The sequence below is a fragment of the Sphingomonas sp. ABOLH genome, from assembly GCF_003951715.1.
Taxonomy (GTDB): Bacteria; Pseudomonadota; Alphaproteobacteria; order Sphingomonadales; family Sphingomonadaceae; genus Sphingomonas; species Sphingomonas hankookensis_A.
The window spans coordinates 19,408-33,203 of the sequence record NZ_QQWV01000042.1 but is presented as its reverse complement, the minus strand read 5'-3'; the positions used below and the strand labels follow the sequence as shown (position 1 = coordinate 33,203).

Annotated in this window: 21 protein-coding genes; 16 read left to right on the top strand and 5 right to left on the bottom strand. The window is 67.7% G+C overall.

Annotation, left to right across the window (positions count from 1 at the left end; genetic code table 11):
* Both CA237_RS15940 and CA237_RS15935 read left to right on the top strand, forming a co-directional pair.
* A partial coding sequence (locus CA237_RS15940) for an FtsX-like permease family protein (RefSeq protein WP_126014743.1) occupies window positions 1-585 on the top strand: 585 nt, incomplete at its 5' end.
* A 286-nt stretch (window positions 586-871) separates the two neighbouring features.
* Window positions 872-1,126: a hypothetical protein gene (locus CA237_RS15935; RefSeq protein WP_126014757.1), complete on the top strand. Its 255-nt coding sequence runs from the start codon at window positions 872-874 to the stop codon at window positions 1,124-1,126.
* 15 nt (window positions 1,127-1,141) lie between these two features.
* Here the strand turns inward: CA237_RS15935 and CA237_RS15930 are convergent, their stop codons facing one another.
* Window positions 1,142-1,531, bottom strand: coding sequence for a type II toxin-antitoxin system VapC family toxin (locus tag CA237_RS15930; protein WP_126014741.1), 390 nt, complete (start codon window positions 1,529-1,531; stop codon window positions 1,142-1,144).
* Window positions 1,524-1,772 carry an AbrB/MazE/SpoVT family DNA-binding domain-containing protein gene (locus CA237_RS15925; RefSeq protein WP_126014739.1) on the bottom strand — a complete coding sequence of 83 codons (249 nt, stop codon included), beginning with the start codon at window positions 1,770-1,772 and terminating at the stop codon, window positions 1,524-1,526. Before CA237_RS15925 ends, CA237_RS15930 begins: the two co-directional genes overlap by 8 nt.
* Before the next feature lie 209 nt (window positions 1,773-1,981).
* On the opposite strand from CA237_RS15925, the gene CA237_RS15920 reads away from it, so the two are divergent.
* Window positions 1,982-2,530 carry a recombinase family protein gene (locus CA237_RS15920; RefSeq protein ID WP_126014737.1) on the top strand — a complete coding sequence of 183 codons (549 nt, stop codon included), beginning with the start codon at window positions 1,982-1,984 and terminating at the stop codon, window positions 2,528-2,530.
* A gap of 19 nt (window positions 2,531-2,549) precedes the next feature.
* Here CA237_RS15920 and CA237_RS15915 read toward each other — a convergent pair whose 3' ends face one another.
* Together CA237_RS15915 and CA237_RS19925 are read right to left on the bottom strand one after the other, a co-directional pair.
* Window positions 2,550-4,889, bottom strand: coding sequence for an EAL domain-containing protein (locus CA237_RS15915; RefSeq protein ID WP_126014735.1), 2,340 nt, complete (start codon window positions 4,887-4,889; stop codon window positions 2,550-2,552).
* Between the two features lie 151 nt (window positions 4,890-5,040).
* The gene (locus CA237_RS19925; protein ID WP_206433001.1) at window positions 5,041-5,523 is read right to left on the bottom strand and encodes a type II toxin-antitoxin system RelE/ParE family toxin; all 483 of its coding nucleotides are present in this window, start codon (window positions 5,521-5,523) and stop codon (window positions 5,041-5,043) included.
* A gap of 297 nt (window positions 5,524-5,820) precedes the next feature.
* Between CA237_RS19925 and CA237_RS19760 the strand changes: the two genes are divergently transcribed.
* Together CA237_RS19760 and CA237_RS15905 are read left to right on the top strand one after the other, a co-directional pair.
* Window positions 5,821-5,958: a hypothetical protein gene (locus tag CA237_RS19760; protein WP_164523901.1), complete on the top strand. Its 138-nt coding sequence runs from the start codon at window positions 5,821-5,823 to the stop codon at window positions 5,956-5,958.
* Window positions 5,948-6,364, top strand: a complete 417-nt coding sequence (locus CA237_RS15905; protein WP_164523900.1) for a type II toxin-antitoxin system death-on-curing family toxin — start codon at window positions 5,948-5,950, stop codon at window positions 6,362-6,364. Before CA237_RS19760 ends, CA237_RS15905 begins: the two co-directional genes overlap by 11 nt.
* A gap of 8 nt (window positions 6,365-6,372) precedes the next feature.
* On the opposite strand, the gene CA237_RS15900 is transcribed toward CA237_RS15905, so the two are convergent.
* Window positions 6,373-7,710 (bottom strand): AarF/ABC1/UbiB kinase family protein, encoded by a 1,338-nt coding sequence (locus tag CA237_RS15900; protein WP_126014731.1) that lies wholly within the window; start codon window positions 7,708-7,710, stop codon window positions 6,373-6,375.
* Between the two features lie 90 nt (window positions 7,711-7,800).
* Here CA237_RS15900 and CA237_RS15895 point away from each other — a divergent pair, with 90 nt between their 5' ends.
* The 11 genes from CA237_RS15895 to CA237_RS15850 all read left to right on the top strand — a co-directional run bounded on the left by CA237_RS15895 (window position 7,801) and on the right by CA237_RS15850 (window position 13,696).
* Window positions 7,801-8,250: an SMI1/KNR4 family protein gene (locus tag CA237_RS15895; protein ID WP_126014729.1), complete on the top strand. Its 450-nt coding sequence runs from the start codon at window positions 7,801-7,803 to the stop codon at window positions 8,248-8,250.
* Entirely contained in the window at window positions 8,247-8,630 is a 384-nt protein-coding gene (locus tag CA237_RS15890; protein ID WP_126014727.1) for an SMI1/KNR4 family protein, read from the top strand. Before CA237_RS15895 ends, CA237_RS15890 begins: the two co-directional genes overlap by 4 nt.
* Window positions 8,627-9,199, top strand: coding sequence for a hypothetical protein (locus CA237_RS15885; RefSeq protein WP_126014725.1), 573 nt, complete (start codon window positions 8,627-8,629; stop codon window positions 9,197-9,199). Before CA237_RS15890 ends, CA237_RS15885 begins: the two co-directional genes overlap by 4 nt.
* On the top strand, window positions 9,196-9,342 hold the full coding sequence (locus CA237_RS19755; RefSeq protein WP_164523899.1) for a hypothetical protein: 147 nt from the start codon (window positions 9,196-9,198) through the stop codon (window positions 9,340-9,342). Before CA237_RS15885 ends, CA237_RS19755 begins: the two co-directional genes overlap by 4 nt.
* 110 nt (window positions 9,343-9,452) lie before the next feature.
* Window positions 9,453-9,872, top strand: coding sequence for a hypothetical protein (locus tag CA237_RS15880; protein WP_126014723.1), 420 nt, complete (start codon window positions 9,453-9,455; stop codon window positions 9,870-9,872).
* Window positions 9,869-10,276 (top strand): hypothetical protein, encoded by a 408-nt coding sequence (locus CA237_RS15875; RefSeq protein WP_126014721.1) that lies wholly within the window; start codon window positions 9,869-9,871, stop codon window positions 10,274-10,276. Before CA237_RS15880 ends, CA237_RS15875 begins: the two co-directional genes overlap by 4 nt.
* A gap of 71 nt (window positions 10,277-10,347) precedes the next feature.
* Window positions 10,348-11,439, top strand: a complete 1,092-nt coding sequence (locus tag CA237_RS15870) for a DUF4272 domain-containing protein (protein WP_126014755.1) — start codon at window positions 10,348-10,350, stop codon at window positions 11,437-11,439.
* Window positions 11,440-11,452: 13 nt separating this feature from the next.
* Window positions 11,453-12,004, top strand: a complete 552-nt coding sequence (locus tag CA237_RS15865; protein WP_164523898.1) for a suppressor of fused domain protein — start codon at window positions 11,453-11,455, stop codon at window positions 12,002-12,004.
* A 38-nt stretch (window positions 12,005-12,042) separates the two neighbouring features.
* Entirely contained in the window at window positions 12,043-13,152 is a 1,110-nt protein-coding gene (locus tag CA237_RS15860) for an ADP-ribosylglycohydrolase family protein (protein ID WP_126014717.1), read from the top strand.
* Window positions 13,149-13,454 (top strand): hypothetical protein, encoded by a 306-nt coding sequence (locus tag CA237_RS15855; protein WP_126014715.1) that lies wholly within the window; start codon window positions 13,149-13,151, stop codon window positions 13,452-13,454. The genes CA237_RS15860 and CA237_RS15855 overlap by 4 nt, the downstream gene beginning before the upstream one ends.
* On the top strand, window positions 13,451-13,696 hold the full coding sequence (locus CA237_RS15850; protein ID WP_126014713.1) for a hypothetical protein: 246 nt from the start codon (window positions 13,451-13,453) through the stop codon (window positions 13,694-13,696). Before CA237_RS15855 ends, CA237_RS15850 begins: the two co-directional genes overlap by 4 nt.
* Window positions 13,697-13,796 lie beyond the last annotated feature (100 nt).

Genomic DNA, 13,796 nt, shown 5'->3' with positions numbered 1-13,796 from the left:
CCGCTGCCGCCGACCTATTATCTCTACAACAGCCGGGCGGAGACGATCGCCACCTCGGTCGTGACGATCCGCGTGGCCGGCGATCCGCGCACCGCGCTGAAGAGCCTCGAGGGATTGTGGCAGCGGATGGTGCCGCAGGTGCCCTATAACGCGCAGACCGCCGACCAGCGCCTGACCGACTTCTACGAAGCCGACGACCGCGCCACGCGGCTGTTCGGGATCGGCGCGGGGCTGGCGGTGCTGATCGGCTGCGTCGGGCTATGGGGCCTCGCCTCGTTCAATACCGCCCGGCGCACGCGCGAGATCGGCATCCGCAAGACGCTGGGCGCGTCGTCGGGCGACATCGTGAAGCTGCTCGTCGGGCAGTTCCTGCGCCCCGTGCTGATCGCGAACCTCGTCGCCTGGCCGCTGGCGTTCCTCGCCATGCGGACATGGCTGGCCGGGTTCGAGGACGCGATCGCGCTGTCGCCGCTGTTCTTCATCGGCGCCAGCGTGGTGGCAGTGGCGGTCGCGGTGCTGACCGTGCTCGGCCAGTCGCTCCGCGCCAGTCGTGCCGCCCCGGCTTGGGCGCTGCGGCATGATTGAGGGGAGGGGGCGGTTGGGATGTCGATGCGCCATCCCGATCATGGCTTGTGTGGGAGCGGCGGCGCATGATCGCCGAATCTTTCCCTTCCGCGCCTTTCTCTCCCTTGCTCACCGGCGGCGAATGTCGTGGCTCGGGCCACGACAAAGGGGGGTAGATTGTTGGGGAATGTTCAATGGCAGGATAGGGGACGCTGCGTTCATTGTATTACACGATGTCGCGCAAGCGAGCGGCGGTGATCCGCGTCAGGACTGTCAGCGTACGGGCGAAGGGAAGGAGATCAGCGGGATGCAGCTGGATATCGATGCGATCCGCGCGCAGATCCGGGCGATGCATTTCGAGCGGGGAACGTCCGACCAGATCGCGCAGTGGCGCGAGGACGACCGTGATTCACGGCATAATCTCGTCATCGATGCCATGTGTCCTGAACCGATCGAGGACGCGCTTTTCGTAATGCTACTGGACGAAGGGGTTCCACCCGTCCTCGCATCAAGGCTCGTCGTCGATGTGATCCGGACCGGCACGGGCAAGCTTCCGGCCTGATCCCCGCTTCCGCCGTCAGGCGCGGACGTTGGTCACGGCAATCGCGACCTCTGCCCGCGCCAGTGCCGCATCGGTCGTATAGAGTTCGGCCCCCAGCTCAATCGCCAGCGCAAGGCAGGCCCGGTCGCCGAGCGACAGGCCCAGCGCGCGCGTGGCCGGTCGCAGGTCGCCGATCGTCATCGCCTGCGCCGCCGACAATGGTCGGACGTCCAGGTGCAGTCCGCCCAACACTTCCTGCACTTCGGTAAGGGCCAGGCCCCGTTCGCGCAGCTTGGAGACGACCTCGCCCAAATTGGTCGCACCGATCACCGACCGGGTCAGGACGGTCGCGACCCGGTCCGCGCCGGCTTCGTCGTTCAGCAGGCAGAGCAGGGCAGATGCATCGAGTACGATCCGGCTATTCACGTTCGGCCTCGGCACGACGGTCGGCGATTAACTCTTCCGACAGACTGACCCCTTCGGGTACATAGCGGCGGAGAATGGCACGGGCATTCTCAAGGGCCTTGCCGATCGAGCGGACCCGAAGCGCACCATGGTCAATATCGACTATGACGGTATCACCGGAGCTGATCCCTAGTTCGCGGCGCATCGCCGCCGGTATTACCAGCTTACCCCCTTCGACGATGCGGACTCTTTTTGCTTCCATGGACCTGTTCTTGATATGGGTATCAGTTAAATAATAGTACCCATAAGGCGTATTGGTGTCATGCTGTTATTTGAGGCGTATGATAAAGGTATACCCGGATAGCACAGCATACTTGAACACCCGCAACCGTCCGATCAGGGTCATTCGCAGAGAAGTTGAACACTTCATGCAAAGGGTCTAAAACCTGATCGAACAGAAAGGGGGTTCAGATGGCCTTGTTCGGCTATGCCCGCGTGTCGAGCGATGATCAGGACCTGACCATCCAGGAAACCGCCCTGCGCGCGGCGGGGTGTCAGGCGATCCGCTCGGAAAAGAAATCGGCGACCGGCCGTACCGGGCGCAGCGAGTTGCAGGTCCTGCTCGACTTCCTGCGCGAAGGTGACACGCTGGTCGTCACCCGGATCGATCGGCTTGCGCGGTCGATGAAGGATTTGCAGGATATCGTGCATGAGCTGAAGGGGCGGGGGGTGGCGCTGAAGGCCACGGAACAGCCGATCGATACCGGCACGGCGGCGGGCAAGGCGTTTCTCGACATGCTGGGCGTGTTCGCCGAGTTTGAGACGAACCTGCGCCGCGAACGCCAAGCAGAGGGGATCGCGGCAGCCAAGGCGCGCGGCGTCTACAAGGGCGGCAAGCCGCGCATCGACCCGGAGGCGGTGCGGACGCTGGCGGCAAAGGGCATGCGCCCGGCGCATATCGCGCGCGAACTGGGGATCTCACGCGGCACGGTCTATCGCTTTTTACCGGGGGCGGGGTGATGCCTGGACCCGGCCGGTCCTATCCCGCCAACCGCTCCGGCTCGTCTCGACCCCGCACCGGCAACGGCCCCGGTCGGCCGAGCAGATAGCCCTGCGCCTCGTCGCAGCCCTGTTCGCGCAGGAAGGCGAGCTGTTCGGGCGTCTCCACCCCTTCGGCCAGGACGGGAATGTTCAGGCTCTCGCCCAGCGTCAGCACCGCGCGGACGATCGCCGCCGCCTGCGGGGCGCCGTTCAGTTCGGCCATGAACGACCGGTCGAGCTTGATCTTGTCGAACGGGAAGGAGCGGAGCGTCGAGAGCGATGAATAGCCGGTGCCGAAATCGTCCATCGCCACCGACACGCCGATCGCCTTGAGCTGGCGCAGGATGTGGATGGTGCGCACCGGATCGGCGATCATCGCGGTTTCGGTGATCTCCAGTTCCAATCGCGCGGGCGACAGGCCGGTGTCGAGCAGCACCTGCTGCACCAGGCGGGGCAGGTCGACATGGCCGAGCTGCACCGGCGACAGGTTGACCGCGATGCGATGCGGTTCGGCCCAGCTGGCCGCCGTCGCACAGGCGGTGCGCAGCACCCATTCGCCGATCGGCAGGATCAGCCCGGACTGCTCGGCCAGCGGAATGAAGTGCGCCGGCGACACGCTGCTGCCATCGGCACGGGTCCAGCGCAGCAGCGCTTCATAGCCGATGACGGCGCGGGTCTCGACCGATTCCTGCACCTGCCAGTGGAGCGCGAATTCGCCATGGTCGATCGCGGTGCGCAGTTCCTGCACCATCTGCCGGCGCAGCCGCACCGTCTTGTCCATTTCCTCTTCGTAGAAGCATGCATCGACCGTGATCGACGCCTTGGCGCGGTACATCGCCAGGTCGGCATTGTTGATGAGCGTGGAGAGTTCGGTGGCGTCGCGCGGCCATAGCGCGACGCCGACGCTCATCCCGCAACTGGCCTCGATCCCGCTGGGGTCGACGAGGACCGGTGCGCCGATCGCATCGCGCAATCGGTCGATCAGCCGGGCGGCATCGTCGGGTTCGGCGACCGGCAGCACCGCGACGAATTCGTCGCCGCCCAGGCGCGCGACGAATTCGCCGGGGAGGAGGGCGGCCTTCATCCGTTCGCCGATCCGGGTCAGCATCCGGTCGCCGGCGGCATGGCCGTGCATGTCGTTCACTTCCTTGAACCGGTCGAGGTCGATCGACAGCAGGGCAACCGCGCGATGCGCGCTGTCGGGGCCGGTCTGGCGCGCCAGCCATTCGAGGAACGAGGTACGGTTGGGCAGCCCGGTCAGGCTGTCGTTGCGTGCCAGATGGGCGATGCGGCGTTCCTGCGCGATGCGGGCGCGCAGGTCGCGGATCGAATAGATGGTCTGCGGACAGGCGCGCCGCTGGTCGAAACGGATCGCGATCTCGACCGGGATGTCGCTGCCGTCGTGCGCGTGCAGCGTCAGCTGGGCGATGCGGTCGGGATCGGCGGTGGCGATGTCGGGAATCCAGCGCGCCAGCGGCTGTCCGATCACCGCCGCGTCGCCACCGACCAGCGCGGTAAAGGCGGCGTTGACCGCCAGCACCGTGCCGCCCTGCACGATCGCCATGCCGTCGACATTGCTCTCCAGCAGCTCGCGCAGGCGGCGGCGGGTATCGGCGCGCGCCTGCGCATCGAGGATATAGGTGGCAAGGCCCGTGCCGACGACCAGCGTGCCGACCCCGGCGACCGCGATCGCCATCACGATCGTCGCGGTGCTCGATCCCGTTTCGCCGGCGACGGGGGCAAGGGGGGTGACGACCATCGCCGCCATGCCGGTGAAGTGGAGCAGCACGATGCTGGCGACCATCCATGCGCTGGCCCACCATGGCCCGGCGAAGCGCCCGGTGCTGCGCGCGCGATCGAACGCCAGCGCGCCCAGCATGACGGCGAACAGCACCGACATCGCGACATAGCCCGGCGACCAGCGCACCATGCCGTGCGCGACGAACGCCTGCATGCCGACATAGTGCATCACGCTGACCGTCACGCCGAACACCGCCCCGCCGACCGCCGCCATCGGGCGCCAGCGGCGGGTGGCGAGGTGCAGTGCGCCCGCGCTGCCAAAGATCGCGAGCAGCAGCGAGATGCCGGTCAGCCGCGGTTCGTAGGCGACCTCGACGCCGGGCTGATAGGCGATCATCGCGATGAAGTGGGTGCACCAGATCGTCGCCCCGGTCGCCGCCCCGCCGAGGAACACCCATGCGATGCGCGTGCCGCGTTCGGCATGGCGGATCCGGTCGAGCAGCCGGATCGTGATGAGCGATCCGACAAGGCAGAACCACGCGGCAAGCCCGACCAGGGCGAGGTCATGCTCTTGGGTCAGGCAGGTGATGAAACGCATACGGGGGACTCCGTTCGTCCGGCCGTTACGCTTAAGTTTCTAAACGAAATGTTATTTTCCCGCAGGCGCGGTCGTGGCGGTACGACCCGGTACAAAGCCCGACGGTCGCGGAACATTTCGCGATGGGATCGAATATCGATACGATCCCGGTTTATCCGTTCTGTTTCAGTGACCTGGCGGATGATGCGGGGTGGGTCGCATCGCCAAAGTTCACAAAGTTCACACTCGCCACGTTTTTGCGCACCATGCGGTTCCGGGCCTGTTCCGGGGCGGGGCAGGGCAGGCGCAGAACCGGTTGAGGCTGGCGGATTGCGCGCGTGTAGGAAAGCGGTTTGTCAGCGCAGCCGCAGCGCACGGTCATGGTCCTGCCCCGGCCCCGGGATGCGATGCACGAAGATCCGGTCGGGGAGCGCGGAATAGAGGATGCCATGGCCCTTCCACGATCGCCGGCGGATTCCGTCGCGTTCGTAGCGGGGTACCAGGGGAATGCGTGGGGCAGGTCGGCCAGCCCCGCGACGGTCTTGCGCAGTTCGGCGATGAAGGTCGCGGCGCGCGGCGGATTATCCTGTGCGATGAAGCGGCCGATGGCGGTCAGGTCGGCATGGGCGCGGGTCGACAGGACGACCCGTGTCACGCAGGGCGTCCGTCGGCAGCCAGATCGGCTAGCACCGCATCGCAGGCGGTGTCGAGATCGACGCCGCCACCGGCGCGCATCTCGGCCAGGCTGTCGGCAATCGATGCGTCCAGATCACGCAGCCAGCGTGCCTCGTCCTCGATGGCATGGGAGACCTCCGGGTGGAGTATGGCAAAGATTGTCCTTGGTGAAAGGTCGGCCGTTCGCTTGCTGACGGCCGATCGCGAGACGCCCTCAACCTTTCATCATGCCGATCGTTATAGTAAGCAGGGTTACCGCCGACGAAGGGAGATCGTGATGGCAACCGCATACCGCGCTCCTGTCGAGGAGCATCGCAAGTTCAAGGCGAAGCCGCGCCCCGACCTCGATCGCGAGGCGCTGCGCGCGGACATCAACGAACGGTACAAGAACAGCCTGGCCTATCTTGGCCGCTGAGCCACTCTGGCTGACGTTCGCCGACGTCGATGCCATCCATGGAATCCAATTGACGCTTCCGCCACACGGGTTGGCCGGATACAAGGATGACGGGTTGGTCCGGAGCGCTGTCGTCGCACCGCGCAACCTGTTCCTGTACGACGGCGAAGACGATATCCTCGTCCTGGCCATTCACCTCTGCTTTGCGATTGCCAAGAATCACGGCTTTCTGGATGGGAACAAGCGCACCGCTGCTGCCGCGATGATCGAGTTTCTGGCTATCAACGGCTATGACCTATTTGTCCCGGACGATGATCCCGAAGAACCGCTATTGGGGCGTTGGGTCGAGAAGCTGGTCGTGGGCGCCTATGGCGTTGGACAAATGTATGACCTGCTGGAGCATTTTGTTCAGGACGCCACCGAGTAAAATCCCCTCTACATGTCGACACGTCGACCTGTCGCCTCAGCCGCCATCCCCCGTATGTCGACCCGCGCCTTCAGCCGGGCGCCCAAGAGCGCCGTCCCGCTGATCTTGCGCTGGACGAACAGCGTTTCGACATGCGGCACGTGCCATGTCGCGCGATCGGCGGCGAGGGCCTTGGCCTCTTCGCGGACGACCGGCACGAAGGCGCGGTCGCCGAAGTCGAACGGGCCGGGCCGCGCCATCGCGTCGTCGATCGCGGCGATGATCCGGTCGACGGCGGCGCGGTGGGCGCGCACCGCCGCCGCGCCCAGGAACCCGGTTTCGACCGCCACGTCGCGGATCGTATCGCGGTCGTGCGCCAGACCGGCGGCGATCAGGCGGCGGTACGCATCGGCGGTATCGGGCGGGACCGGCCGCGTCGCGCCGAAATCGAGCAGGACGATGCGCCCGCTATCCGCCTGCCAGCGATAGTTCGCGAAATTGGGGTCGGTCTGCATCTCGGCAAATTCGAACAGCTCGCGCAATACCAGGTCGATCAGCGCGGTCATCGCGGCGTCGCGGGTCGCCTGTGGCGCGGTGGCCAGCCCCTCGATCGGGGTGCCGTCGATATAGTCCATCGCGAGGATGCGGGTGGTGGTCAGCGCCTCGACCGGGCGGGGCACGGCATAGCGCGGGTCGCCGTCCAACCGATCGGCATAGCGGCGCATGGCGTCGGCTTCGCGTGCGTAATCGGCTTCGTCGGCCAGCTGGCGCTTGGCTTCGGCGAGCAGCGGTTTCAGGTCCAGTTCGCGCGGCAACAGGTTCGATACGCGCAGCAGCGTGGCGACGTTATCGACATCGGCGTCGATGCTTTCGCGCACGCCGGGATATTGCACCTTGATCGCGAGGCGCCGGCCGTCCTTCAGCTCGGCGCGGTGGACCTGCCCGATGGATGCGGCGGCGATCGGGTTCGCGTCGAACTTGGCGAGTTTGCCGCGCCAGTCCGGTCCCCATTCGGCGATGAGCAATTTGTCGAGCTGTGCCGGGGGCATGGTCTGCCCCTGGTTGCGCAATTGCGCGAGGATGGTGGCGAGTTCGGGGGGCAACAGGTCGCCCGCGTCCATCGAGATCATCTGCCCCAGCTTCATCGCCGCGCCGCGCAGGTGCGACAGCCGGTCGGCCATGCGCTTCGCATTGGCGGGGGTGAGGATCAGGTCGCCCATGCGCGGCCGTTCCCCGCTGGCGATGCGGCGTGCGCCCTCGGCCAGCATCCCGCCCGCGATCCCGCCGGCAAGACGCCCGAAACCGGACAGGCGCGACAAACGGCCGCTGGGCACGGCGCGGCCGGGGCGAAGGGTGTCGTCGGTCATGGGAGTGGAGCGAGCAAGCGGGGTTGTGGTTCCGCCACGTGCCCGAAGGGGCGGCGGGAGCAAGGCCGGGCCGTCCCGCGTTGAGCAGCCATGCTGCGGTGGGAAGCCTATGTCGCGGACGATGTGCCGCCGCCCGACGACCGCGACCGGGCGCGGATCGAGGCGGCGATCGGCGGCCGCTTGCCCGATGCCTATTGGGCGCTGGTCGTGGCGCATCAGGGCAAGGTGCCCGAGGAAGGCGCGGGCGCGCCGCCGCCGATCGGCGTGCTGCTGCTGGCCAATGTCCCCGACAATGTGGGCGACGGCGACCGCAGCTATTGCGTCGAGGAATGCTGGCGGGCGATGTGCGACCATTATCCCGCAGGGTTGCTGCCCTTTTCCGACAATACCGGCGGCAATGTCTGGGCATTCGATTTCCGCGACGAGCCTGCGCGACCGGCGGTGGTGTTCATCGACCATGAGATTGCGGGCGAGGCGGGGATCACCCCCGTCGCGCGCGACTTTGCCGGCTATTGGGCGCTGGTGACGGACGCGGCATGAGCGGGTTTGGCGACCTTGCCGCCGCCAGGGGGAGCGGAACGCCCTGTGACGCGCTGGTCCCGGTGCCGGCGGCGCGGATCGCGGCGATCGCGCGCGACTGGCCGGGGGTGCCCGACGATTTCCTGACGTTTCTCGGCACGATCGGCGCGGGCAGCCTGGGCGGTGGCTATCAGCTGTATGACGGGCTGGTGCCGGCGGACGAGCTGTATGACGGCGATGCGGCGGTCGCGCTGTTCGGCGATGATCTGCAGGGGGTCGGCCACGGCTTCGCGCTGCCGGACGGACAGGTGGTCGAACTGGATGCAAGCGATGGCGGCGTCCGCCCGGTCGCGCCATCGTTCGCGGCGTTCATCCGCGCGACGATCGACGAACTGGCATGATCGAGGCGCTGTCCGACCTGCCGGCACTGTCCGCACGTTGGCTTGCACCACTCAGGGACGATGATCCCGACCTATACGCCGAACTGGCGGCAACGATCGTGATCGCGCCCGCCGTCCACCCGGTCGCCACCGGGCTGCCCGCCGGGGTCGATGCCGCGCTGGCGGTGGTCGATCTGTGTGGCAAGGAAATCGGCGCGTTCCGCTTCGCGCCGGCGGACGGGGCGGATGTGCGCGCGCGGATCGCGGCCCATGACGCGCAGGTGCGGCGGGATTTCGATACGGGCGCGGATATCGTGTTCGTCGGCGATCATGATGCCGGCCCGGTGTTCGTGTCGCCACAGGGGGTCGGGCTGCTCGACACGACCGCACGGCCGCGCATCCGGGCGCTGGCGCGTGATTTTACCGGGTTCCTGATCGCGCAGGCCAATGCCTTCGATGCGGACAAGCGCTGGCTGGTGGAGGCGCAGGATTTGGCCGGCTATCAGGCCGCCGCCGCCGCCTGCGCCGCGCTGCCGGGGATGGCGGGGGTGGAGGTCGCCACGATCTTCGATGCGCAGCGGTTCGGGTGATGCTGTCGCTGGCGCCCGACTATCTGGTAATCGTGCGGCGCGTGACCGGCATCGTGCTGCTGTGGCAACGGCGCGGCGAGCTGCGGCTGTGGGGGCCGGACAGGCTGGGGCCGGCGCTGTTCGACGGGACGGCGCAAGGCTGACGGCGCCGCAGCCCCGCCATGGCTGTGCGCAGTAACGTACCGAAGCCGTTGCCGTAACAGGATTTTATGCAGGCCAGGCTAAGTGGCTGCCGACTGGCGCGTCGGATATCATGATCGAAACACTGGATGACCATTATGTCGAACTGCAGGCGAAGCTCGGCACGATGCGCGCGCTGTGCCGCGCGGGCGTGCCCGATTGCGCGCGGCTTGCCCATGCCCGGCACCAATTGATGGCGATCAGCATGCGGCGCTCCAGCTTTCTGAAGGATACGGTGTTTCCGGCGCTCGCCGCCGCCGACCTGCCGGGCGTGGCGGCGGGGATCGCCGCGCTCGACCGCGATCTGGCGGAAAAGCGGGTCGCGGTCAGCGGCCATATCGCGGCCTGGCCGCTCGACCGGATCGCCGGCGACTGGGCCGGCTATCGCGCGGCATCGGCGCGGGTGGCGGCGGGGATCGCCGACCGGGTGCGGCGCGAACAGGCGCTGTTGTATCCGGCGCTGACCGCCCTGTTGCAGCGCCAGCGGCCATGAGCGGAGCGACGCCCGATGCGATGGCCGAGGGCTATGCCATCGACCATGACGCGGCCGCCCGGCTGCTGACGATCACCACGGCGGGCTTCTGGTCGGTCGCGCTGACCACGCGGTTCGCGGCCGAACTGCTGGCGAAGGGGACGGCGCTGCGCCTGCGCCACGGGGCCTTCTACACACTGGTCGACATGCGCGCCGCGCCGATCCAGTCGGGCGGGGTCATCGACACGCTGGCGGCGATGATGCCGCGCGCGCTGCAACTGACCACGGCGCCGATCGCCGCCGTCGCCGGATCGAACCTCGGCAAGATGCAGACCGAACGCTATCTGCGCGCGCCGAACTGCCGCACCTTCCTCGACATCGACGAGGCGCGGGCGTGGATGCTGGCGGTCGGGCTGCCGAAATAGCCGGCGGCGTTGCATCGTCCGGCCGGTTGCTGCGTATTGTCCTCCATGTCCCCGACGCGAGGAGGAGCATGATGGGCCTGTTGCAACGGTTGCTGGGCAGGGGCGATGCGCCTGCGGTGGCGACGCGCGAGCCGGTGCTGGTCAACGCCTATGCGACGCTGGCCGCGCTGCCGCCGATCACCCTGCCGCACCGCCTGCTGGGTGCGCGCGACCGGTCCGATCCGGCGCTGGCGGAGCATCTGCAGGGTTTTGTCGGCTATGTGATGAGTCGCGGCGACGGGCAGATGACCGCGACGCGCTATTATGTCTGGTGCCATTTGCAGCGGGTTCAGCATCATGTGAGCTTCGAGGTCGACGATGCCGACCTCCCCCATATCGAACCCTGGGCACGGGCGGCGAATGCGCTGCTGTTCCTGCCCGATGGATCGATCCGCGCGCCCGACGGGGCGGTGGTGATCGATGCGGCGGGGGAGGGCGATCCGCAGGCGGCGCTGCCCCATCCGGCCGATGCGGTCGCGCGCCGCACGCGGACCCGCGCGCTGCTCGCCGCTGCGCCGCTGCAACCGCCCGCCGGCATGGCCCCGGCGCTGGGCGAGGGCGAACTGGTGCTGCGTGGCGCCGGCGAGGTGCTGGCCCGCGCGCTGGGGCTGCTCTACGTCGCCGCGCGCGCCCATGCCCGTGCCACCGGACTGCCGGCGATCCCGGCGGGGCAGGAGGCGTACAACCCGATCGGCGCCGCCGCGCTCACGCCGCAGGAACAGGCGTTCGTAAGGGACGAGAGCACGGATGCCGAGGCGGCGGCGGCGCTGACATGGCGCTACGAGGCGGCGAACACCCTGTTCTGGGCGCTGGGCGTGGCGGGTGCGTCGATCGACGACAGCACCGCGATGGCCGATGTCGACCGGCTCTGGGCATCGGTCGCGCCGCTGGCACGGCGACCGGACGGGCAGGCGGTACGGCTGCGCCCGGCGGGCGAGATTCTCGACGCGCTGGACCGTGCGTGGCTCGAACACTGGATCGTCCGGCAGGCGCGCCAGAAAGAGGTGGCGCCCGGCGCGCTGAACGGCGACGTGGTGATGGAGCGGCACCTCGCGCTCAACTGGCTGACCAATTTCCAGAACGATGCCGGTATCGCGTGGGACGATACCGATACGCCGACGTGACGGGGGAAGCATCGTGACGTGGAACGGGTCGATCCGCCGCCATTACCAAACATGCTGGGGCCGCGCCGGGGAAACCGGTGCGTTCAACCGGGGGCCGGTGTCCGAGCTGCCCGACGACTTCGACGTGGTGGTGTTCCCGCCCCATGGCGACCGGACGATGTGGACCTATGCGACGGTCGGCATGGCGCAGCCGGGCGACGACGCGCCGATCGAACTGCACCTCTTTTCACCCGATCGTTCGGAAGCGATCGTCGAAATCCTGTATGCCGTGGCGCATTATCACCGAACCGGAACGCGCCTCGGCCTGGGCGACAGCGTGAATTTCAGTCGTCCGTGGTTGCCGGGGGCGACGTGCGATCATGGGTTGATCTCGCTGCCGTATCTCGATGGACCGGTGCTGGAGGTCGGGACGATCGGCGGCGATACGGTCCACTTCTACTGGCTGGTGCCGATCACGGCGGCGGAGAAGGCGTACAAGGTGCAGCACGGGCTGGAGGCGCTGGAGACGCGGTTCGAGGAAGGTGCGCTCGATTATGTCAACCCGGCGCGGCCATCGATGGTATAGTGCTGCATGTCCGCGCGCCACGTGAAGGGAGGGGCGTATTGATCGACCTTCACGCTTCCGACGCGGCCATCGCCGAATATGTGTTTGCCCGATATCGGCATCTGTCGCCGGCGGCGTCGCCCGGATTAGGCGGCCGCATGGCGGGTGACGAGTCTGGTCGCGGCAGCGTTGGCGACCGGGGGGATGTGCAGTCCTGGCTTGCCACGCCGCCCGACATGCTGTCGCCGGAAGACGCCGACGACCGGGCGCAAGGGGCGCTGCTGGGGCTGGCGATCGGCGATGCGGTCGGCACCACGCTGGAATTCCAACCGCGCGGCGTGCGCCATGTCGACGACATGGTGGGTGGTGGTCCGTTCCGACTGGAGGCGGGGCAATGGACCGACGATACCAGCATGGCGCTGTGCCTTGCCGATGCGTTGCTGGCCGATCATGGGTATCAACCGCGGACTTTTGCCCGTCTGCTCGTCCGCTGGTATCGCGAGGGGTATAATGCGTCGAACGGGCGCTGTTTCGATATCGGCAACGCGACCCGTACCGCGATCGAGGGGCACGAGGCCGAGGACGGCCGGTGGCAGGGCAATGCCAGCGATCACACCGCCGGGAACGAATCGCTGGTGCGCGTCGCGCCGGTCGCGATTGCGGCGCGGGGCGCGCTGGACGTAACGTGGCGATTGTCGGGTGGGCAAAGCCGTGCGACCCATGCCGCGTTGGAGGCGATATCTGCCTGCCAGCTGTTGGGAATGCTGCTGCATCACGCGCTGCGCGGTGCTCCGCGCGCGGTCGTGCTGTCCCCACGGATTGCCACGCTCAGCCCGCGTGTCCAGATCATCAACGCGGGCGAATACCAGCACAAGACGCGCGATCAGATCCGGTCGTCGGGCTATGTGATCGACACGCTGGAGGCGGCGTTGTGGGCGGTATGGCATGGCGAGACGTTCGAGGAAGCCGTGCTGCTGGCCGCCAATCTGGGCGATGATGCCGACAGCGTGGCGGCGGTGGCGGGGCAGCTGGCCGGGGCGATCCACGGGCGGCGGGGTATTCCCGAACGCTGGGTGGAGCGGGTGACCCTTGGCCGTAGGATCGTGCAGCGTGCGACGCAGCTGTCGGCATTGGAGCTGGGGCGTGTAGCGGAACGTCCCGGTCGATGACGGCGGGGCCGGGGCGCGACCTGTCTATCGCCGAAATCCCGTATGCAAGCGGATCGGTGCGCTTTCGCTATGCGCGCTATCTGGCCGAGGCCGGGGACCGGTGGGTCCGGCACGGGCCGTTCCTGGCCTATCATCCGGACGGCACGCCGGCATCGCGCGGGACCTATGACCATGGGCGCGAACAGGGGGCGTGGCAGGATTTCCACCCGAACGGCCAGCTGGCGGCCGAGGGTGCCTATGACAAGGGCGAGAAGGTCGGTGCATGGCGCTACTGGCTGGCGGATGGTACGCCGCAGGCATGACCGACTGGCCGTTCGCCGATCCGCCCGATGTCGCCGTGTTCACGACGCGGGCGATCGTCGAGGAGGGGGCGTGGATCGCGCATGTGTCGCATGACGACGAAGACGGCGCATGGCAGTTTCACGATGCCGGCCCCGGATCGGCGGACATGGCGGAGGCGCGGATCGTGTCGCTGCGCGATATCGTCGAACGCGACCCGGCGGTGCGCGATATCCTCGACCTGCCACCGGGCGGGTGTGCTTAGCATGCGGCCTCCGGCAGTCCATGGGTGCGGGACCGGTGCTGACCATGATCGGGCCTGTTGATCCTTCCTGAAACCGGGTTATCCCTTTTGCATTGATTGT